At 43.2% G+C, this 24,120-nt stretch carries 11 protein-coding genes; 8 read left to right on the forward strand and 3 right to left on the reverse strand.

Going from position 1 to position 24,120, the window contains the following annotated elements:
* Positions 1-109 precede the first annotated feature (109 nt).
* The 3 genes from MKY52_RS21920 to MKY52_RS21930 all read right to left on the reverse strand — a co-directional run bounded on the left by MKY52_RS21920 (position 110) and on the right by MKY52_RS21930 (position 2,464).
* Positions 110-1,312, reverse strand: a complete 1,203-nt coding sequence (locus MKY52_RS21920) for an MFS transporter (protein ID WP_341053496.1) — start codon at positions 1,310-1,312, stop codon at positions 110-112.
* A 24-nt stretch (positions 1,313-1,336) separates the two neighbouring features.
* A complete protein-coding gene (locus MKY52_RS21925) occupies positions 1,337-1,918 on the reverse strand; it encodes a TetR/AcrR family transcriptional regulator (protein WP_094871492.1) in 582 nt (193 codons plus the stop codon).
* A 96-nt stretch (positions 1,919-2,014) separates the two neighbouring features.
* Positions 2,015-2,464: a MarR family winged helix-turn-helix transcriptional regulator gene (locus tag MKY52_RS21930; RefSeq protein WP_094871491.1), complete on the reverse strand. Its 450-nt coding sequence runs from the start codon at positions 2,462-2,464 to the stop codon at positions 2,015-2,017.
* Between the two features lie 168 nt (positions 2,465-2,632).
* On the opposite strand from MKY52_RS21930, the gene MKY52_RS21935 reads away from it, so the two are divergent.
* The 8 genes from MKY52_RS21935 (at position 2,633) to MKY52_RS21970 (ending at position 24,083) form a co-directional block, all read left to right on the forward strand.
* Entirely contained in the window at positions 2,633-3,502 is an 870-nt protein-coding gene (locus MKY52_RS21935; protein WP_341053499.1) for an SDR family NAD(P)-dependent oxidoreductase, read from the forward strand.
* A gap of 255 nt (positions 3,503-3,757) precedes the next feature.
* Positions 3,758-5,557: a cache domain-containing sensor histidine kinase gene (locus MKY52_RS21940; RefSeq protein ID WP_341053501.1), complete on the forward strand. Its 1,800-nt coding sequence runs from the start codon at positions 3,758-3,760 to the stop codon at positions 5,555-5,557.
* A 118-nt stretch (positions 5,558-5,675) separates the two neighbouring features.
* Positions 5,676-6,971, forward strand: coding sequence for an ABC transporter substrate-binding protein (locus tag MKY52_RS21945; RefSeq protein ID WP_341053503.1), 1,296 nt, complete (start codon positions 5,676-5,678; stop codon positions 6,969-6,971).
* A 27-nt stretch (positions 6,972-6,998) separates the two neighbouring features.
* Positions 6,999-8,630, forward strand: a complete 1,632-nt coding sequence (locus tag MKY52_RS21950) for a response regulator transcription factor (RefSeq protein ID WP_341053504.1) — start codon at positions 6,999-7,001, stop codon at positions 8,628-8,630.
* Positions 8,631-8,729: 99 nt separating this feature from the next.
* Complete coding sequence (locus tag MKY52_RS21955) at positions 8,730-9,743, forward strand: S-layer homology domain-containing protein (protein WP_341053505.1); 1,014 nt, start codon at positions 8,730-8,732, stop codon at positions 9,741-9,743.
* Positions 9,744-9,886: 143 nt separating this feature from the next.
* Complete coding sequence (locus tag MKY52_RS21960; RefSeq protein WP_341053506.1) at positions 9,887-15,043, forward strand: endo-alpha-N-acetylgalactosaminidase family protein; 5,157 nt, start codon at positions 9,887-9,889, stop codon at positions 15,041-15,043.
* A gap of 94 nt (positions 15,044-15,137) precedes the next feature.
* Positions 15,138-19,106: a family 20 glycosylhydrolase gene (locus tag MKY52_RS21965; protein WP_341053507.1), complete on the forward strand. Its 3,969-nt coding sequence runs from the start codon at positions 15,138-15,140 to the stop codon at positions 19,104-19,106.
* A 96-nt stretch (positions 19,107-19,202) separates the two neighbouring features.
* Positions 19,203-24,083, forward strand: coding sequence for a discoidin domain-containing protein (locus MKY52_RS21970; RefSeq protein ID WP_341053508.1), 4,881 nt, complete (start codon positions 19,203-19,205; stop codon positions 24,081-24,083).
* Positions 24,084-24,120 lie beyond the last annotated feature (37 nt).

A 24,120-nucleotide genomic window follows, 5' to 3' on the forward strand; every position in this document is an offset into this window, starting at 1 on the left:
AAAGCTGTCGAGACATTCTCGACAGCCTGAGCAGCTCGAGTCCCCATAGAGGTCGAGCTGTTTTTATTTTGTAAATCTTACTATTGGCTATGCGCATTTGTTCCTCACCTTAATTTACCAATCCGCTAGCGGATTGTTTTTCTTTCCATACCATCGTAATTACAAGACCAATAAACATAATGACAGCCGCAAAGAGATACGGATAGTTGATGTTTACATCAAATAATACTCCGCCTAATGCAGGACCGATGATATTACCAAGGCTAGTATAGGTTGAGTTCATGCCAGCGACAAAGCCTTGCTCTTTTTCAGCCGTTTTTGATAAATAGGTCGTTAGTGCTGGACGGAGTAGGTCAAACGCGAGAAAGATGAAGCAGGTTACTAGCAGAACAGTTAAATAGTTATTGATCATGGTGGAGGCTACAGCTAAGGCTACGCCAGCAATTAAGCAGAGTTGAATGAGCTTTTTTTCACCGAGCTTATCTACCATTTTACCGAATAAAAAGACCTGCACAACCACCCCGAAGATTGAGCTTATTGTAATGATGGTTGCAATATCCCGTGGAGTGAAGCCGAATTTATGATCAGAAAACAGGCTAAACACAGTTTCATATGCCGATAAGCCAAAGGCGAGGACAAACACTATAATAAACGCAATAATATATGCTGGATGAAACGAGCGTTTCAGATCACTGATAAAGTTGGTGTCTTTTTTAAGTTTACTGATTTCCAAAAGCTCCTCTTTGGATAGTGGCTCTTTCAGAATAAATATCGACGAAATACAAGTGATTAAGGCGAAGCCAGCAGCAAAATAGAATGGAGCACGTATACCTAGTTCAGTAATAAATCCTCCGATTCCTGGGCCAATAATAAAACCAATACTAATGGCGGCAGAAACATAACCCATTGCCTTAGGTCTTTCCTCTACTGAGGTGATGTCCGCAACATAGGCAGTGACAGCAGGCATAATGAATGCACCAGCAATCCCTCCAAGAATTCTGGCGATATAAAGAACGGATACATGTGTGCCTAAACCAAAGATTAATTCCGATGCACTGAAGAGCACTAAGCCGATAACGATCATTTTTTTTCTGCCGTAAGTGTCAATCCAACGCCCTGCCAGAGGAGACATGAGTAATTGCGCGAATGCAAATGCTGCTACAAGATACCCCATCGTTTTACCTGACAAATGCATAATGTTCATAAAGGAAGGCATAACAGGGACGATCAGCCCAACGCCTAGAAAAACAATGAATATGTTACTTAGCAGAATGAGTAAGACTGTTTTTTGTTCTTTCAATGGTTTCTTCATGAAGTAATACCTCTCTTTGTAGAATCACAGCTGTGAAATACCTCTCCAAAATACGGTCCATGAGGCATTTAGTTTTTCATTTAAACGGATTTCATTATTGCCATACACAAGCTCTAGCATGATCGAATCAACTACACCTAAAAAGGCAAGCGTTGGGATGGAGGCTGCATCTTCCATGATGACTTTGGCATCGATCCAAGCTTGGAATTTACTTTCAAGTACGGGTTGAATCTTTTTCTCTGTGTCGATTACTTCTTCATCAATCGCTTTAGCAAGATGGGGCGGTGGAAAAAAAGAGATACGCAGCCAAAACTTTAACTGCTCGTTCTTTTGAAACATATCAATGACCAATTGCAGATATCCTAATAAATCTGTTTTAGGATTTTGAGTCCCTACCTTACTCAAATATTGTAGTTTGGATGAGATTTCTGTCTCTTTGGCATCTTGTAGAACTTGCAGAAAAAGATCATCCTTCCCTTTGAAATGGGCATAAAGAGATTGTTTTTTCATCCCGACTTGCTCAGCAATTTGAGACAAAGAAGCCCCCTCATATCCATGAGTTGTGAAACATTTCAAAGCAATATCTTTAATTTCTTTACTTTTCAAAAAAATCACCTCGATATTAACGAACGTTCGTCAGTTATACTATCAAATTAAATTATTTTATGCAAATGAAAATTAACTCCACAATGCATAGTATGGCTAAAATCCATTGAATTCCTTAAGCATTTCGGTAAAGGTCTCAAGCTGCTGGTTATCCCATTGAGCAATACGCTCGTAAAATACGAACTCCTTATCCTGCAACGCAGCAAAGGTTTGTTGTCGTCCAAGCTCTGTGAGCGCAAGAAGTACAGCTCGACGATCATGTGGAGAGTCTTCCCTTTTAACATACCCTAAATTCTCAAGCTGTTTGAGAAGACGACTAACCGAACTACGATCCATAGCTGTTGCTTCCGCCAAAGCAGAGGCGCTAGTCGGACCATAGGAATACAGCCAACGGACGATATGGAAAGCAGCAGGTTGTATAGAAGAATCGAAAGCGGCGGCAGTTCTGACATTCAGTGCATGTGAGGCGCTAATAAGCGCATTAATTTGTTCGCCGAGCTTTAACTCGAGTTGTCCTCTTAACGTATCTTTGCGTTCGACATTCATTGGTTGAACCACCTAACGTAGATTATTATTCAAAAATTTTATACTTTTAATTAGTTGACATATATCAATCACTTGAATATAGTTGACATATATCAATTATATGTTTTCGATAACATCCTGTCAAAATGAACTTGCAGCTGTTTTAGTCCTATATAAAGGAGAATGAAGATGACGACAAAACCGATTATTGTAATTACTGGAGCTACAAGTGGTTTGGGACAACTCGTTGCCATTGAAATGGCAAAGCGTGGTGCTCATCTTGTTCTGACTGCTAGGAGTGAAAGTCGCGCAGAAGCTACTCAGAAAATGATTAAAGAGAGCGTACCTGCTGCCGAAATAATTTTTTTCTATGGGGACTTATCCTTAATGAAGGATGTCAGTCGTTTGGGGCAAGAAATATCTGACGCATATCCGAAGATAGACGTGTTATTAAATAACGCAGGACTTCATGCTTTTGAACAGCGGATCACTGCTGAGGGATTATCAGAAATGATGGCCGTGAACTATTTTGCCCCATGGATATTGACTCATACTTTACAGCATTCTTTGAAGGCAGCGGGAAGTGCGAGAATAATAAATGTGGCTTCTGAAGCTTCACGCACTCATGGAGAACTTAAGCTACCTGAGGATCTGATTAATACCTCTGATTTTACGGCTAGAGGTTCATCTGAGATATATGGAAAAACTAAATTACTTAATATCATGTTTACCGCTGAACTTGCTCGCCAATTCACAGGGACCGGAGTTACTGTCCATGCATTAAATCCAGGCTTTAATGTAACAGGTCTGGGGCGCGAATTGTGGTTTGCACCTATGCTTGAACGTGTATTGAAGTTTCTTCATATTGGGAATCCACGTAAGGGAGCTGATATCATTATTCGTTTAATGATCGATCAAAAATATCAGGAGACCACAGGGGGATATTTTAATGTTGGAACAGGCAATCCAATAGTGCCCGTACATCCAGGTGGAGATAAGGAAATGGAAAATAAATTATGGAATGATACGCGATTAGTAATACATCAGATAACTCAATGACAAAAGGAGCTGATCCTAAAGTAGAACTTTCTACAATAGTGTCGGCTCTTTTTCATTTTGAATCAGCTCGTAAGCGATGTCGAAAGATGAAAATAAACTCGGATTTATTTGTGAAGTAAATTTGAATGTGTAATATTCTGAGTACTTTTGTCGCCATGCAGGAAGTAGCACAAATTTAAGGGAATATGTTGTTCAATATTCATGGTGAGGTAGAAGTGAGCGGTTATAAGTTATCTTTTAAAGGGGAGGGAACTTATGAGAAAAAATTGGCGGATGTCTAGCACATTAAGGCTTTTTTTTATACTTGTAGTCATTCTGCCGATCATCTTATTCTCCATCATTATTCTAAATATTTATAAGCGAGATATTCTTCAGCAAAATACATCACGATCTCAGCAAACGGCTCAAGCGATCTCCTATTCCGTTAGTCAGGAAATAAGGAGGTTGACGGGACTATTTGCTTCCATCGGTATGGACAGGGATGTGATGGCAAAGCTTTATGAAATTAATCGTAAGAGTGGAGTCGAGAAACAGCAGGCTTACTATGAGCTAAAGGTCTTAATAGAGAAGTACACGGCATCCATCTCAGGACGAGTACTGTCAGTGAACTTCCTATTTAAAGATCATCAATCCTATTCGTACTTAAAGAACTTGAATTTGGATGATTCTTATTTTCGCCAAAAAACGTGGTATGGGCAGGTGCTGAATAATCCCGATAGCGTTCATTTTCTGGGGATGATGCCCAATATTTTATATGGTAACTACAATCCTTACAATATGGTTGCTGCCCTATCTCCAAGTGTAATCAATCCTTTATCCCAGCTAGAAATGATTCTTTTTACGTTTGAGAGTAGTGCCTTTGATCATATTTTGCAGTCACGTGATAATACGGAATCCAGCCTTTTCATCGTCACAGAGGAAGGTCAAATTATCTCATCCAATACCCTTGCCTCTAGAGGGGGGGGATTCCAAATGCACTGGTTCGCAAATCGTGGGCCGGAGGAAAAAGGGTACGTTGTGGATGTTAATGGTGAAGATAGAAATTTGATAACCTACGCCAAGATTGATCAGACCGGATGGTGGCTTGTACAGTCCATTCCATATGCTGATCTAACAGCCAATTATCTTAGTGTGAATTATATCGTCTGGGTGTTTGCATTGATGATCATCTTAGCATTTATTCTTGTTTCATTTTACTTTGTATCTAATGTTACTAAGCCGTTAAATGAGCTTCTCCGGCAAATGGATCTGGTTACTGAAGGTGATTTAAACGCTAAATTTATGAGAACCGGCAGCCTGGAGCTAATTAAGCTTGGGCATTCTTTTAATCATATGACGGAACGTATTCAGGATCTGCTCTACCATCATGAAAGGCAAGAGGTGGAGAAGCGAAAGGCGGAGTTTGCAGCACTTCAGTCGCAGATCAATCCACACTTTTTAATAAATACGCTCAATTCAATCAAGTTTATGGCTTTAATCAGTAAAGCAGATAACATACGGAATATGACACATGCGCTAACTCGTCTGCTGGCTTCTTCTTTTAATCGAGGTGGAATTCTGACTACGATTGATGAGGAAATAGATCATTTAAAGAATTATTTGTATATCATGGAGATTCGTTTTGGTAGACCCATTCAAACGAGATGGGAAGTAGATGAGGATTTAGCAGGTTATTATATATTGAAATTGCTACTACAACCTATTTTAGAAAACAGTATTATTCATGGACTAAAGAATGTTGACTATCCTGGTATCATCGAAATCATAGTGAGCAAACAAGCGGAAGATCTTCTTATAACCATAGCTGATAATGGTGTAGGCATGTTGGATATGGATGCTCAGGAATATGACAGCGATGGTATACGCCATCAGCATTCTTTCAGTGGTATGGGAAACAGTAACGTTAATAAGCGAATTCAGCTACATTACGGGAGGCGTTACGGTTTAAAGTACGAGAAGAATAAACCTCAGGGAACGATAGTATCGATAAGGCTACCGTTGATCGACACGCCGGAGGAAGAGATGCAGGATCAGTTGTTAGGGGAGGGAGGATGAAGCAAAATGCTGCGGAGGATCATAAAAGATCATAGTCCAGAGGGAAAACATCATTCATGTGTAACTTCAGAGGAGGTATGATGGTATAAACTTTTTTCGAAGGCTGTGATTAATAGAAGTGAAAATAATACTTCGTGTGTCTTTAATAGGGATCATTTCTCTTATTTTTGTAGGTGGCTTCTTCTCTTTAAGTAAGTTCAGTCCCAAAGGAGGGGCAATAGAGCAACAACAGGGAAAGGTGAATCTGGATCAACCGATTAAAATAAAATTCGGCATGTGGGAAGCGAAGACAGATATCAAATTTTGGACGGAAAAGGTAAGAGACTACTCTAAAATTAAGCCTAATGTAACGGTTGAAGTAGAGACAATTCCCGATAATAGCGGTCAGTATTTAAAGGTTCGTTTAGCAGCCAATGATTTGCCGGATATTTTTTACCTGAAGCCAGATGACCTACTCACTTACAAAGCAGTACTTCTTCCACTGGATGGATTAACCGCAGCAAAAAACAATAAATATCCCGCTAGATTAGATCATTCCATTCTTGGTTTACCTCTTGTATCCTTCTCTGAATATGTCTATTACCATCCAAGTATCTTTCAAGAGGTCGGCGTAGAGATTCCGCAAACGATGAATGAATTTATGGATGTGATGATGAAGATTAAAGCGCATGGCAAATATATTCCGATTGCGATTGGCGGGAAAGAGAATTGGACGTTTTATCCTTTTACTGAGTTCGGGCCGCCTCTACTATCCAAGGATGAAAATTATTTATCTTCAATCGCACAGACGAAACGCCCTTTTGGAAAAGGTTCTCCTTTCGAGAAAGCAGCAGTGATGATTAAGAAAATAGCAGAGAATGAACTAGCAGGGCGCGATGCACTCAATATTGGTGTGGATCAGGCAACGCTGCTGTTTCAAAATAATAAAGCGGCTATGCTTGCACTCGGTCAGTGGTATCTTAGAGATCATTTATCCAAAATGAAGGATGATAAAGATTTAGATGCGTTCACATTGCCCTGGAGAGAGACAACTTCAGAGCGTTTGCAGGCAATCACTATGCCAGATCAATATATGGCGATCAATAAAAATTCCAAGAATACGGAAGAAGTTAAAGCATTTTTGGAGTGGGTATTTAGCCGGGATGTTTACCAAGTGTATATTAATTATTCGCAAAATTCATCGACAGTGATCAATATCGAATCATTCCTCCCGTTCTTCAACAATGTTCAAGAGAAGCACCCCTTTGAGCCGTTTATGTACCTGGGGATCGATGAGAAGTTTGAAAAAGTAAAAAATGCCATACAGTTTGATGAAAAGAAGGCTGCACAAGAAATTTTTTCAGGTGCTGAGGTGTCCGATATTCAAGAAAAATTGAATGATGATTGGGAGATAGCGGTTGAGGCTTTGAGGTAATCCTATAGATCAATTATGGAGGGATTTATGATGAAATTTAAAGCTCTCATTGTTGATGATGAACCATTAGCTAGGTTAGCCCTCCGGGAGTACATATCCATTGCTTCGACCGATTTTGAGATTGCAGGGGAAGCAGGAGATGGTAAGGAGGCATTAAATATGCTGAAAATCCATCCAGATGTGGATCTAGTTCTGGCGGATATTCAAATGCCAAATATGAATGGAGTAGAGCTACTCGAAGCACTGAATAACACTACTTTTTCGAATCAACCGTTAACCATCATGCTTAGCGCATACGGAGATTATTCTTTTGTAAGAGATTCCTTTGTGCTCGGCGCCTTTGATTACATTGTTAAAGCCAAGTTAGATGAAACTTATATTGCACCGGTACTGACTAAGACTGTGGATGAATTGAAGCGGCGGCAAAGCTCCTCAAAGACAGTATCAACCTTAGAGGACGTAGAAGCTTCGATCTGTTCTGTTCTGCATCGACTTTGCCTATCGGATTCTTTAGAAGTGACAGATGATGATATAACGCCTTCGTTGGAGCTTGTTCGAAAGCATATGGGGGAAAAAAATCTGGAGGTTGCGCTTCTTAGACTATCAGATACCGTTCAATTTGAAGATTCACACCGTATGATTATGCAGACGATACGAACGGTAACGAATCGAAGTAGAAGTGAAGGGATCTGCAAAGTATGCAGATATGATGACAGGCAATATGTTTTGTTCTTCTCTTTTCCAGAGCAATGCAGCATCATCGCCATTCGTAGATTGACAGACATAATCTTGTCTGAGGTGAGCATGAGATTAAAGCAATTCATTAATTTGAAGCTTTCTATGGGCATCAGTGATATTGTGGATGGTCATCAACAGTGGAACCGATTATTCCGCCAAGCTGAACGATTAGCAGGTTTGAGTTTCTACCAGGGGTACAATCGATTATATTATCCGGAAGCTGAAAGGCGTCCATCTATTAAGGAAAGTGACTGGAAAGAAGCATGGTATTTGGCTAGAACCGAAATGCTGAAGTCATTAAGTGATCCGGATTTAATGAAATGGCAGGAGGTCTATGAACAATGCTGTAACTTGTTGATTCAGCGATACCCTTGTTCACCTGAACTTATCAAATCAGATGTAGTCGATATGACTTGGGAGGCAAGCGCATTAATTTATCAAAAAGGCGTTTCTTGGGAAAAGCTTCATGATAAGCTGCCTTATCCCATCACGGATCATATTTATAAGCAGGAAACCTGGGAGAATACGGTGCATTGGTGCCAACTGTTCTTGGAACATCTGCATCAAAAGCTGCATCCGAAAGATCAACCCAAGGAATGCTTTCTTAGCCCTGTTGTTGCTAAAACGAAAGAGCTAATAGAGAAAAACTTTAACGAAGATGTCCATTTGTCGAATATTAGTCAGATTGTCGGTGTAAGCGAGAGCTATTTAAGCAAACAATTTTCCAAAGAAATAGGTGTTAATTTCATTCAGTTTCTGACGAATCTGCGAATCGAGAAGGCTAAAAAGGCGCTGGAGAGTGGAATGAAAATATACGAGGTTTCTGAGCAAGTAGGATACGTGAATCCGGAACATTTCAGTCGTATTTTTAAAAAAATCACAGGAATTAGTCCCTTAGCTTATCGCAGAGAGAATGAATAACAAAAATAATCAATGTTGAACAAAATAAATCATGTGTATCCGATTTCAAAATCAATATGATAGGGGGGAGTTAAAATTCACGGGTGAAGGGATGTTCTTATGAGACGCAAACGATTCACATTCGCACTAATCTGTACGTTATGTTCTTCCATGTGGTTGAGTACAGTCCATGCTGAAAAAGTCTCTGACTTCGAGATGCAGACATCAGCTTCTGAATCTGCTAATTCTACGTTCACCGTTACATTAAAGGGTAAAGATATTCAAGACTTATACGCATATGAAGCTAAATTTAATTTTGACCCGAAAGTGCTTGAGATTGTAAAAGCAGAAACGAAGATCAAAGGCTTTTCTGTATCTCCAATCGTTAAAAACAATGAAATTACGATAGCCCATACCAAGATCGGAAATGTGAATGGTGAAAAGGGTAATTTGGACATTGCCACGATTACCTTTAAAGCTAAAAGGGCTGGTACAACTGCAGTAAAATGGACCGCATTAAAGGTTCTTGATCGTAATCTGAAAGATCAGGAATTCACCCCGAATCAATCCTCAACATTCACCAAGATTTTCAGCGACATCGTCTCACATTGGGCGAAGCAAGATATCATGGAAATGGTCACTAAAGGAATTGTTGAAGGCATGGATGCCGACAGCTTTGCCCCGAATAATAACATCACTCGCGCACAATTCGCAGCTCTTATAGCCAGAGCATTAGATCTTACAGAAGGTTCTGGAGGTAATCCGTTTACGGATGTGAAGTCAGGAGTTTGGTACGAAGATACGGTAAAGAAAGCTTATGCGGCCGGAATTATTAGTGGTTTGTCCACGACGAAATTTGCTCCGGAAAAAAGCATTACTCGTGAAGAAATGACAACGATGCTGATGCGAGCGAAAGCTTATGCTTCCGGTGTAAAGGTCGATAGTATGGCCTCAGATTCCACCACTGCGTTTAAAGATGATAGTAAAATAAGCCCGTGGGCTAAAGCGTCGGTGGGGTTTGCCTTAAAATCGGGATTAATGAAAGGTAGAACTCAGACTACATTTGCACCAAAAGAATCTGCAACAAGAGCGGAATCAGCCGCTGTTATCAAGCGATTGTTAAATTCCAAGTAATACAAAAAAACATATAATGACGCACCTTCTTATGGAAGGAGGGCTCATTATGGTCTTGTGATGTCAAAAACATACAATTAAAGGAAATATGTGAATTGATAATGTTCATTCTACTTATATTTAAGTGAAAAGAGGTCGTAGAGATGAGAAAACGTTACAAAGCGGTTAGCTTGCTATTGACGTTGTTGCTAGGGGTACAGCTTGGCTTGCCATCGGCAGCCGTATTCGCGGCTCAAGAATCGGACGTGTATTTCAGAGATTACAATGATGGCAACATCAACGGATGGGCTGCAGCTAAGGGGACCACTACTTTTTCGGCGGATCAAGGTGCTGTTAAGGCGGTGACACAAGGGGTTGTTATTTTAGCAGACCAAGATTCACCTCAGGTTGCCAATGCTGAATATGAGGTGAAGTTAAAATTTAGTCAGCCTGCCACACGATTTGGACTGGTCTACCGATTCGTCGATAGCAATAACTACAATGTTATCCAATATGATGCGGGTTCTTGGGGCTGGGATGCAATGAAAGGAGGGACGGAATCGTATGGAAATATTACGGCTCCTAGTTTTACCTTTGCTGCTGACCAACAGTATACCCTCAAATTGCGCTATGAGAAAGGTAGCGTAGCTATATCGATCGATGGCAATAACGTGCTTACGACGAGTCTTCCCTCATTATCGACAAGTGCAGGGAAGATTGGACTTCGCAGCTGGTTTAATAACAAGACCCTATGGATTGACGATGTGAAGGTAACTCCAATTGTATCCACTGATCCAGTACCGAGACCGATTACGATTACAGAAACTTTAAGCTCGGATACGATGAAGGTTGAAATCGATAAAGAGTTCCCACGGGTTAAACAATACACATGGTTAGACAGCGGCGCGGAAATGTATGGACAATTAAATGGATTTAATGAAATAAAAATCAATGAGAAGTCCTATTTCGTAGTCGCTTCTGATTTTAGTAAAAAAGCAGCAGATGCCACTCATGGTGAGTCTGCAGCCTACACGCTTCAGATTCCAGAAATTAAAGTGAATCTCAAAGTTGAAATGGAGGTTCAGGATAACATACTTCAGTTCAAAGTGGCCAGCATTGAAGAGAATGGTACTGAAAAAGTGAAAACGATCGAATTCCCTGATCATGACCTTGTCTCTGTAATTGGAACCCAGCCTACCGCGCAGGAAACGGCTGTCCGGATAACTGGGGGCTGGAACGTTGTACAAGACGAATTTAACGACCTTAAGACGGGAGTAGCAGACGTGAGTGGGGGACGTGCATATGCAATCGTTAACTCCGACGTCTTAGCTGCGAGTGTAATCACCAATGTAGTAAATGGTTTTGATAAGGTACGTATTAAGGTAGGCGATGATACAGCGCTTCATACGAAGAAAGCAGCGTTATCAGGAGGCTCATGGGTTTATCGTGGAAGTACTGTGCTTGATCCGGAGCCATTGCCTTGGGCTAAGGTTGTACTGACTCCAGATGCGAATGGAGACAATGTTGTTGACTGGCAAGATGGGGCCATTGTATATCGTCAGAATACGGATGCTCCAACGGGCAGTGAAATGATTAGGGACAATATCTCCTATATCAGCATGAACATTGGATCTACTACAACTTCTCCGTTCTTGCGTGCTTTTGATAATGCGAAGAAAATTTCTAATCTCACGGATGGCTTTGGACAGCTGATTCTATTCAAAGGATATCAAGCGGAAGGACATGATGACTCTCACCCAGATTACGGCGGTCATATCGGTATTCGTCAGGGTGGAGAGAAGGATTTTAATTATGTTTTGAGTGAAGGCAAGAAATACAATATCCGTGGCGGTGTACACATTAACGCAACAGAATACGCGCTGGATGCTTTCGGCACCAAAATGGAAAATATGAATCAGCCATTGAGTAAAGGTTGGGGCTGGCTGGATCAAACATTCTATGTTAACAAAACCAAAGATGTGGAATCCGGTGAATTGAAAAGACGTCTGGATATGCTGAAAAGCGACACAGGCGACAACCTATCCTTTGTATATGTGGATGTATATGATGGTGCCGATTACAATGCGAAGAAACTCGCAGATTATATCAACGGTAACGGCTGGATGCTCGGTACAGAATTTGCAGGACCTCTGTTTGAGCAGGCCTCTTGGGTTCACTGGGGAACAGATCCGGGGTACCCGAACCAAGGTGACGATAGTAAGGTTACCCGTTTCCTAAGGAATCAATCACTGGACGGCTTCTTAACAACCCCTTTACTGAAAGGGAATAAGCAGGTAGGCGTGGGTTACTGGCAGAACAGTGCTCCATTCTACAGCTACCAATCAACTAGTGCGGCATTCTTCAATCACAATCTACCAACAAAATATATGCAGCATTTCCCGATCATCAAGATGACCGATAACCGTATCGATTTTGAAGAGAAGGTTGTAGTTGAACGTAAGCAGGACGGTAAGATCCATTTAAGTAAGGATGGTCGTGAAATCGCTATCATGACAGATAGCAGCAACATTAGTGACAGTACGGTCTTTATTCCATGGAGTCCTGAGACAGAAGATAAAATCTATCACTGGAATCCAGCAGGTGGCCAAACGACTTGGAGTCTTCCAGAATCATGGAGTAACGTAACGACGGCACAGTTGTATAAGCTGACAGATTTAGGACGTGAGCATGTTGGCAGTGTAGAAGTAACTGGAGGTAAAGTCACACTTACCGCGCAGCCGGGGATTGGTTATGCCCTGTATAAGACAACAGCTGCTGAAGAGCCGGAAATGGTATGGGGCGAAGGGAGTTCGGTAAAGGACCCGGGCTTTGACAGCCAAACATTCGGTAACTGGAAGAAAACTTCCACAGCTGCAAGTGATGATCACATTAAATTTGTGAAGAACAGTAACGCTGATGACCAGCTTCAAGTGAAGGGTCTTGGTGATGCAGTAATTCAGCAGGAGATTACCGGACTTACACCGGGCAAGACGTATTCTGCATCAGTATGGGTGAAAGTAGATGGGAAACGCACCGTGGAAATCGGTGTGAAGCAAGGGGCTGACAAGGTTGTCAATACACTGGATAACACAGAGCATGGCTTTTTAGCCCAGCAGCATAAATATGTGAGCACGAACTTCCAGCGGATTAAGGTTACCTTTGATGCGGTTAGTGAGACCGCCAATCTCTATTTGAATGTAGAAGATGGAAGTTCGACTGTAACCTTTGACGATGTAAGAGTATGGGAGAATCCAACCAAGACTGACGCTGGTAATTCTGTATTGTTCGAGGATTTCGAGAACGTTGATGAGGGCTGGGGTCCCTTCGTTTATTCTAAAATAGGTCCAGTTCGTACGCATTTAGTTGAAAAAGGCGACAATCAGATCATGAATTATGTTCTGGATGGTAATTGGTCGCTTAAAACGAATGAAGATGCAACCGGTGAATGGCTGCGTACATTGCCTCACACGCTCCGAATGAAGGAGGATAACCGTTACCATCTGAAGATGGACTACAATTCAGATGAGACGGATATGTACACAGTGGCTATTCGAGTGAAGGAGAATGGGGTAGTTCGTGATCTGGTTAGTGAGAATTTGAAAGAAGGACGCGACACGCTGGATCTATCTTTTACAACCGAAGGGGCGAAAGATGCCTATCTGGCCATTATTAAAAACAAGCTGAACAGTCAGAAGGAGTTAACCGGTACGCTGGTGGTCGATAACATTCGAGTCGATGATGAGGGTGCGATCGTTCCGGAGGAAGGTGTACTTGTTTCGACTATTACACTAACGCCAAATAAGATGGATCTGAACAAAGGAGAGTCTAGTTCCATTAGCGCTCTAGTTAAACCAGCAAATGCCCACGACCGGACACTGCTCTGGACTTCTGACCACCCGGAAATTGTATCCGTGGATCAAGCCGGAAAAGTTACTGCACTTCAAGCGGGAACAGCCATCATTACTGCTACCGCAAAGGATGGAAGTAAAAAAAGTGCAACCTCGACGATTAATGTGTATATGCCTAACACGCAAATCCCACAATCGCAAATGACTGCAACGGCGAGCAGCTTCCAGCCTGGAGGTGAAGCGAGTCTTGCACTCGATGGAGATATGTCTACAATCTGGCATACGAAATGGACCCCGGCACACTTACCGGAATCCATTACTTTGGACCTCGGAGGCAAATATAACATTAATCAATTCAATTATTCACCTAGAGTATCTGGAACCAATGGAACGATTACAAGCTATAACCTGTACACGAGTGTTGACGGAATGAATTTCACAAAAATTGCAGATGGATCATGGTCCCTCGATCAGACCACAAAAATTGTTCGCTTTACAGCTGTAGAAGCAACATATTTGAGACTTGAGGCTATAGAAGGCGTGGGTACCTTTGCCTCTGCTGCCGAACTCAATGTGTTCAAGACGGAGGATGAGGCAGAAGCAGTAAAAGTCACAGGCATCGCTATGGATAAAGAACAGTTAGAGATTAAAGTAGGCAGCACGGGCGAATTGAACGCTGTGATAGAGCCTCTGAATGCTTCGAATAAAAAAGTGCTCTGGAGCAGCAGTGATGAAGCTGTAGCAACCGTTGAACAGCAAGAAGGTCATGCTCTAGTTAAGGGATTGAAGGTAGGCGAAGCCGTAATTACGGCAACGACAATGGATGGGGGCTTCTCTGCGACCAGCCGTGTCATCGTAATAGAAACAGACGGCGAGTTAAAATCTTCCTCTACTTTGACAGCGCCAATTCAAGTTCAGCCAGGAGAAGTGTTCAAAGTTCAATATGGACTACGGAATCTGTCTGATAAGATTTTTGCGCAGGACATCGCCCTAGAATATGCCGCGGATGTTATGGATTTCGTTGAGGTGCGCTCGTTAATTAGTGGGGTAAGCGTTATTGATTCAATCAACAGCACCTCAGGTAAACTTCGCTTTATTGTAGCAAGTGAAGGTGCGACTCATGGAATTAGTAACAGTGCAGACGTCCTCGAATTAACCTTTAAAGCGAAGGAAGTTAACCAAACGGTAAATGGGGCAATCGCTGTTAAGAGTGCAATCATTTCAGATGATCAGGGTAAAGAAATTTCGGCAGCGAACTCTTCCGTAAACGTAGAGATTGGTAAGAAGGGAACGCAAGGCGACATCAACGGTGACGGTAAAATAACGATCGGGGATCTGGCGATGGTTGCAGCGCAGTACGGCAAGACTACAGCAAGCCCAGATTGGGAGAAAGCGAAGAAAGCCGATATGGACGGTGACGGCAAAGTCGGGTTGGAAGATTTGGTTATTGTAGCACGCAAAATTGTAGAGTAATCAAAGTCATAGGCCAGGTACATGTGTGAGTAACTAAACATGATGTACCTGGTTTTTTTCAAAATTGATGATTTGACTAGTAGGAGGATGACAGATGAAAAAATGGGTTTACGCCTTTACAGTTTTTTGTCTAGTGCTTTACTCTACTCCACTACCATTTGCAGCAGCAGCTGAAGCAGAGAATGCTAAACCAAAAGTGATACCAAGTTTACAAGAGTGGACTGGCGGTAGTGGTTCTTTCAAGATGACTGACAGTTCCAGAATCGTAATCCCCACAAGTGAATGTTTATGTGAACTACCAGCTACCGCAGAGGTCTTTCAAGAGGATCTTAAGGAATTAACCGGATACGATTTACCGATTGTTCAAAATAAGCCTGCTTCTAAAGGGGACTTCCTGCTTAGGCTTGATAAGACAGCTGATGAATCGATTGGCAAGGAAGGCTACTACTTTGAAGTAGGAGATTATGTGGAAATACATGCAAACACCGAGACCGGTGTGTTCTATGGAACAAGAACGGCACTACAAATTTTGGAGCAAGATCCTGAGAAGGCAAGCATTATAAAAGGGGTAGCGAAGGATTTTCCTAAGTATGGAGAACGCGGTTTTATGCTTGATGTAGGACGAAAGTTTTTCACGATTGATTTCCTGAAGGATTACGCCAAATTTATGTCCTATTACAAAATGAATGATTTCCAGCTCCATCTGAACGATAACGAGATTTTTAAGGATAACAGCAGGGAGCATTGGAACAAATATACGGCTTTCCGTTTAGAAAGTACCAAATATCCGGAATTAACGGCAAAGGATGGTCACTACACGAAACAGGATATGCGTGAATTGCAGGACATCGCCCAAATACGGGGACTTAACATCACGCCGGAAATTGATACCCCCAGTCATGCTCTTTCATTTACAAAGGTTAGACCGGATCTGGTTAAGGATAATTTGCCTGTCGATCATCTGGATATTACACGTCAGGAAACGGTCAATTTCATCAAGGATGTGTGGGACGAATATTTAGATGGGGAATGGTTTGATTCAGAAACGGTTCATTTTGGAGGCGATGAATTCGCACCTAATGATCGGACTACTTTTGAGAAGTATCGCGAGTTTTTGAACACGATGAACGAACACTTAAAGAGCAAGGGAAAGAAATCAAGAATGTGGGGCAGCTTGAATGCATTCCCGGGTACCACGGTAGTAGATAAGGATATAGCCGTAAACGCCTGGAATAACGGTTGGCAAGATCCGGTAGCATCGGTGAGAGATGGATTCAAAATTATCAATACGGTGGATTCCACGCTCTACATTGTACCGAAGGCTGGATATTACCATGATTATCTGGATTCTCAGTGGTTGTTTAATAACTGGGACCCAACGAACTTTGGTGGAAATACGAAGCTGCAGGAAGGTGAGCCGAACCTGCTCGGTGCGATGTTTGGGGCCTGGAACGATATGATGGGCAAGAAAGTAAGTGAGGCGGACGTCCACGATCGTGTGAAGAAAGCGATGCCTGTCCTTGCAGAAAAGATGTGGAGAGGCCAGTCCACGGACAGCACATTCACCGAGTTCCAGCAGTTGTCAGCGAAGCTAGGCGAAGGTCCTGGAACGAATTTATTACATGAAGTGAATACGGCCACTGATCTTGTTGTTCATTATCCATTTGAAGAAGGCGCGCAGAGAGTCTCTGATCAGTCCGGAAATTCCTATGATGCTACATTAGGAGCTGGCGTTACTCGCGTGGATGATGGAAAAACAGGAAAAGGCGTACGGTTTGCAGGGACTTCAGATCATATTCAAACACCGCTGCAAATAAAGGGCTTCCCTTGGACGGTGTCCACGTGGGTTAAGCTTAATGATCAACAAGAAGCAGATGAAAAAATACTGATGGAATCCGAATATGGTGCAATTAAGCTGAAGCAGAAAGGGACACCAAATGCCGGATTCACCCGAGAGGGCTATGATTACAGCTTTAATGCAGCGATTCCAGTTGGGCGCTGGGTACATGTTGCCTTCAGAGGAGATCTAAATGGAACTTCTCTGTATATTGATGGGGATCTAAAAGGTTCTGTTACTGTAACGACAATGCTACCTGCGGCTATAATCGGCAGTTCATCCAAAGCATTCACTGGACTACTGGATGAATTCAAGATTTTTAATCGGGTGCTATCAGGAAAAGAAATTGCGGAGGAAGCAGGATCACCCGCTTGGACCATCAATTTAGCTGCTCACAAAACAGCAGTAGCTTCTTCCATCGAAGTATCTCAATTTCCGGCTAGTCTTGTAGTGGATGAGGTTGATACGGGAGCTTCTCGCTGGTCCTCAAAATATACCGACAACGAGTGGATCTATGTTGATTTAGGCCAAAGTACTGACATTAGCAAGGTTATTTTCAAATGGGAAAGTGCTTATGCCAAAGGCTATAAAGTTCAAGTATCCGATAATGCGGAGAACTGGCGGGACGTTTACACGACTAACGCTGGCGTTGGCGGAGTAGAGATTGTCAAATTCCCAACTGAACAAGCGAGATATGTCCGAATGTTAGGTACGAAGCGAGTGGGAACCTATGGTTACTCCATGTATGAATTTGAAGTCTACGCTCCTAACCCAGAGGATCCTGTAGAAGTTCCAGCGCCTGTGAGATATTCAGCGAGCTTTGAGAATAACTCGCTCGAAGGCTGGGAGCATGTCATTGGTAAAGGTGTCGGACGTATGGAGCTTGTAGAAGCACCTGATCAAGCGGGTGAGCATGCCGTTAAGTTCACCTCCAACAGTGTAAATAATCTGTTTATCGATCAGCAATCTCCGAGCATTGGAGATGGTGAGATCGAGTTTAAGATTACGCCGCAGAGTGATGTTATACGAACGGGTGTTATTTTGCGCTATGTCAATAATGATGCTTGGGCTTCTATAGGCTTTGATCAAGGTGCTTGGTACTGGGTGAACGCTCAGGATTCGTACGGTTTATTGAGCAATGCCCAGGCCGCCAAATTGAAAAAAGGCACAACATCGACCGTAAAAGTGAAGTTTGAAGGGAAACATGTAACACTGATTATCAATGGAACGACTTATTTCGATGATGCTATTGCACAGATCCCAACAGACGCTGGGAAAATGGGGGCTAGAGTATTCGGTCCTTCAGTTACCGTGTTTGATAATTTTATGTACAGCAATAACGTTCCTGAAGTTCCGGTAACCGGTATCAAGCTGGATAAAGCTGAGATTTCGATGAAGGTCGGAGAAACACAAACGCTAAGTGCCTCCCTTCAACCGGGGAATGCAACAAATAAACAGGTGACCTGGAGTAGCAGCGATGGCGCTATTGCGACTGTTCAAGTTCAAGGCGGGAAGGCTGTCGTAACTGCGTTAAAGGCAGGAACCGCTGATATTACTGCAACTACCGTATCCGGCGGATATAAAGCGGTGAGCAAGATTACGGTGGCAAGGGAGGTTCCAGGTGAAGCAGCAACAAGCTTAGCTGCTCCGCAAACCATTCCTTATGGTCAGAATTTCGATATAACGTTAGGCCTACACAATGTTACAAAGGCGGTGTATGCACAAGATATCACGATTGCATTCGACGCTTCACTAATCGATTATGTATCCGCTAATGCGTTGGTGGACGGCGTGAGTATCCTTGAGACGAAGAATACAGAAGGCACTGTACGTCTGATTCTGGCTAGCCAAGGTTCAGGGAGTGCGATTAAAGGGGATGTTGATGTAGCTAAGATTACCTTTAAGGCTAAGGATCTGACAGAACCCCAAACCGGACGTATTACTGTAAAGCGTGCAACGCTTGGGGATAGCGATGGACAGGAAATAAGCGCAGCCACTTCCTCGGCTCAGGTGAAGTTTACAACATCAACAGTGCCAGAACCTTCTAAGGATTTGAATGGTGATGGAAAAGTCAGCATCGGCGATCTGGCTATTGTCGCAGCTAACTACGGAAAGAGTTCTGCAGACCCAGATTGGGATAAGACGAAACGGGCAGACATCAATAGTGACGGCAAGGTCGACCTGACGGACCTGGTGCTTATAGCTAAAGACATTGTTATTGAATAACAATAGCAACTTGAATCCAAACGGCAAGACAAGGAATTCAAACTACAGTGGAGGCTGTATCCTGTCTTGCCGCTTCATTTGAATGGAGGGAATGGATTGAGATCAATTTATAATCGCTTTGGTATGTGGATGCTGGCATTGATGATCCTTATGGTTACAGGGCTCATGATTCGCCCGGAAACCGCCCATGGTGCTTCCGTGGGTAACATTTCTGACTTCGTAAAGAAAGATAATAACACGTTTGAGATTACGTCAGGCTCTGACAAGATTAAAGTGATTTTTCAGCGGGAGGATATGTTACGGATTTGGCTTGGTGTGAACGGGCAATTCAAGGAATTGTCAGGAAAAAGCGCGGAAAAGCCGATCGAGCCAATCGTCATCAAGGATGATTTCGGACCTGTTAACGTAAAGTGGTCTGATGAAGGTACGTATTACAAGATGGAAACAGGAAAATTCGTGCTGAGAGCCTACAAAAACCCGTTAAAGTTCGCCATGTACAAAAGTGACAACCAAACGGTGGTGTGGGAAGAATCCGCTAGCTTGAACTATAACGGACAGTCAGCCTCACAACAGCTTATCCGGGGTGAGGATGAATATTTCTACGGCGGCGGTATGCAGAATGGATTCTTCAATCATCGTGATCGCAAAATTACCATCGCTAACAACTATGGGGATTGGGGAAGCGGTACAGTTTCGAATCCTGCACCATTCTATTTGAGTACTGCAGGATACGGAGTGCTTCGTAACACTTTTCAAAGCGGTACTTATGATTTTGATTCGACCGTCAAGCTGACGCATAACGAAAATCGGTTTGATGCTTATTATTTCTACGGTGAGACAATGAAAGATATTTTGAACGCTTATACAGATCTTACAGGTAAACCATCCTTGATTCCTCGTTGGGGTATGGGGCTTGGTGATGCGGATTGTTACAACAGAGATCCAGAAAAGACCTCCGATGTCGTTAACCTTATTGCTAAAAAATATCGGGAAAATGATATGCCTGGAGCCTGGATTTTGCCGAATGACGGATACGGTTGCGGTTATACGGATCTAGGCAACACCGTTGACGAACTACATAAGGAAGGTTTCTATACCGGACTATGGACTCAAAATGGTGTTGATAAAATTGCGCAAGAAGTTGGCGTAGAGGGTACAAGGCTCGCTAAACTCGACGTTGCCTGGGTGGGACCTGGATACGATTTCGCCCTGGGTGCCAGCAAACAGGCGTTTACAGGAATTGAAGATAACTCTGACGACAGAGGTTATGTCTGGTCCGTTGGTGGCTGGGCAGGTACCCAGCGATATTCTACCGTCTGGTCCGGAGATCAGTCGGGCAACTGGGAATACATTCGATTTCATATCCCGTCGATGATCGGAGCAGGGCTATCTGGGATACCGTACTCAACCGGAGATATTGATGGGATTTTCGGAGGAAGCGCTAAAACCTACGTTCGAGACTTACAGTGGAAGATCTTCACTCCAATCCTGATGAACATGTCTGGTTGGTCAGCCAAAGATAAGCAGCCTTGGGTATGGGGAGAACCTTATACGAGCTATAACAGGGATGCATTGAAGCTAAGACAGCAATTGACACCATACTTGTATACCTATCTCAATGAGTCTTACGAGTCCGGGGCTCCGATCATGCGGGGAATGATCTATTCTTATCCGAATGATCCGAACTCCAAAGGAACTTTAACACAGTATCAATTCATGTCCGGGGAATCGTTCCTGGTTGCGCCAGTATATACCGACACGACTATGCGAAACGGAATATATCTTCCGAAAGGAAAATGGATCGATTACTGGACAGGAGAAGAACATTACGGTTCAAAAATGTTAGACGAATACAATGCTCCACTGGATCGCTTGCCGCTTCTAGTAAAGGGCGGGGCTATCATCCCGATGTATCCTGAATCGTTATACGACGGTCAGGTTCCTCCTGATCCAATTACTTATGATATTTATCCTTATAAATCGTCAAGCTTTACGATGTATGAAGATGATGGTACATCGAAGGAGCATCGTACAGGCAAATTTGCCAAAACATTAATAACCTCCATCGCTCCTGAGCAAGGGAGTGGAGACTTGATTATCAAGGTTGGAGCAAGCGTAGGTGACTATAAAGGCAAATTGGAGTCACGTAAGAATCAGTTTACAATCCACATGCCAGATCACCCGGAGGCTGTTTCTGTAGATGGAACATCCTATCCTGAATTGCAGTCCAAAGCAGCATGGGATGGAGCAACAAGTGGCTGGTACTATGCTAAGCAAGATAAAGGTGGCATCCTGTACATTAAAACACCATCAATATCCACTGATAAGGAATTTGTTGTGAAAGTCGCAGGCTTTACAGCAGATACGACTCCACTAGTAGATGCTGTCAAAATTGAGCTGCCTCAGGTGGACACAGACCCAAGTCGTATTCCGCAGGAAGATATGATTGCAACTGCAACGAATGCGGCTTCGGATACGCCGGCAGCTAATGTGCTGGATGGCAGCTATGAATCGATATGGCTTTCTTCAGCAAATGCTGGAAGTAAGCAGAGCATCACTTTAGACCTGGGGATTAAACAGCATGTGAATAAAATGAAATACTTGCCAAGACAGTACGGTGGCAAAGACGGCACAATTACAGGTTACAAGCTGAATACGAGTATGGATGGAATCAACTATACGCTCGTAAGCAGTGGACAATGGAATGATGACAAACTAGAGAAGACGGTGAATTTTGATACAGTTGAAGCTGTTTTTGTGAAACTTGAAGCGACAGAAGCTGTTGGAGGTGTCGTATCTGCTGCAGAGATCAATCTGTATCGTGATCTATCACAGCCTTCACCGACAGTGATACCTAAAAATGAGATGACAGCCTCAGCGAAAAGCTTTCAGCCTGGTGCGGAAGCAGCTAAAGCGATTGATGGGGACCGGAATTCCGCATGGCATACGAAATGGGATGGATCCGATAAACTCCCGCAATCCATCATTCTCGATTTAGGTAAGGTTCGCAATATTAGCCAATTCCGATATGCACCACGAACGGATGCTGGGAACGGGACCATTACTTCATACAACCTTTACGTCAGCACAGATGGAGAAGCATATACGAAGGTATCCAGTGGTACATGGCTCAGAAACAACTTGAAAAAGTACATCCTTTTCGATAGTGTTTCCGCCCGCTATGTGAAGCTTGAAGCAGCTGTTGCACTTGGAGGGTTCGCTTCGGCTTCGGAGGTCGATGTCTATGAGGCGCCGAAGGCAGCTCCTGAAGTTCGATTGATTTCAGAAGGTAAACCTGCTACAGCGGACAGTGCGGATCAAGCGCATCCGGCTGGCCTCGCTAATGATGGGAAAATGGACACATTCTGGTCAGCAGCGGATACGAACAATGGCCATAGCTGGACGGTTGATCTTGGCATGATGCATTCCATTAAATCCTCCGAGGTTTCTTTTGAACACAGTAACAAGGCTTATCAGTACAAAATTGAAGTTCGGGAAACCGCGAACTCCAATTGGATTACAGTAACGAATCGAACGAATAATCAGGAAACTGGCACCATTCAGGATACATTTGGAAGCCAGGGTAGATTCGCTAGAATTACGATCACCGGACTGCCTGATGCTCAATCAAAGGCTGCTATTCGTGAATTCAAGCTGTTCGGCATCCCGCTGGAAGACGGACAGAAGGTTACTGGCATAAAGCTTGACCGTGAGACACTCTCACTTAAGGCGTTGGATGCACCGGTTCAATTGAAAGCGAGCATTGAGCCTGAGAATGCCGGTAATAAGACAGTTAAGTGGGTAAGCAGCGATCCTGGTGTTGCCAGCGTGGACAGTAAGGGAATGGTCACACCAAAAGGGCAGGGTACGACATCGATTACCGCGACGACGGAAGAAGGCGGATTTACAGCAACAAGTGTGGTGACGGTTACTGGACAGAGCAACCTAACCGAAATTCCGCAAAGTCAAATGAGTGCAGAAGCTACGAGCTATGAAGCAGGCGAAAACGATCCGAATTTGGCATTGGACGGCGATCCGGATACACATTGGCATACGAAGTGGTTTAACGTTGATCCACTTCCGCAATCGATTATGGTGAATCTGGGTGGAAAGTATACCATCAGCAAGCTAGGATACTTACCTCGGCCGGATGAAGGCAATGGCACAATTACTGCTTACAACGTGTACACAAGCACCGATGGTGTGAATTACACGCTCATGACAAGCGGGAACTGGCTGCGAAGCAAACAGCTCAAGGAAGTGAATTTCGCTCCGGTGGAAGCGACTCACATTAAGCTGGAAGCTGTAAAAGGCGTGGGTGAATTCGCATCCGCAGCCGAGATTACAGTGTATCAAGTGCAGCAGGAAACGGCTCAAGTGCAAGCCGTATTGAGTGCTGATGCATCCGTTACTTCCGGCAAGCCTTTTGTTGTCCGGTATGATGTGAACAATATCTCCGGGAAGGTATTTGCACAGGACATCACCATTCAGTACGATGCTGACCGCATGGATTATGTGTCCGCTAAATCACTGATCCAAGGTGTTGCGATTGTTGAAGAGACAATTAAAACACCTGGAAAGCTTCGTTTGATTATGGCGAGTGAAGGTGCGGAATACGGATTAAGCGGAAATCAACAAATTGCCGAGCTGACATTCCAGGCAAAAGAAGTATCTGAGACGGTTACCGTTAATATCAGCGTGTCAGAGGTACTGCTAGGTGATGAAGACGGAGCAGAGACCGCAACTGCACCAGCTACAATCTCTGTAAAAGTGAAACCAGAACAAACAGGAATATCAGGCGATCTTAACGGCGACGGAAAAGTCAGCATTGGTGACCTGGGTATCGTTGCTGCACACTACGGCAAAGACTCATCAAGTCCTGATTGGCAGCAAGCGAAGCGTGCGGATATGAATGGTGACGGTAAGATCGATATTACAGATCTTGCTCAATTAGCGAAACAAATCGTAACTCAATAAGACACGCTAACATCCTGAACAAAATTTAAAAGATGAA

It is taken from the genome of Paenibacillus sp. FSL P4-0184 (genome assembly GCF_038004625.1).
Lineage (GTDB): Bacteria > Bacillota > Bacilli > Paenibacillales > Paenibacillaceae > Paenibacillus_AQ.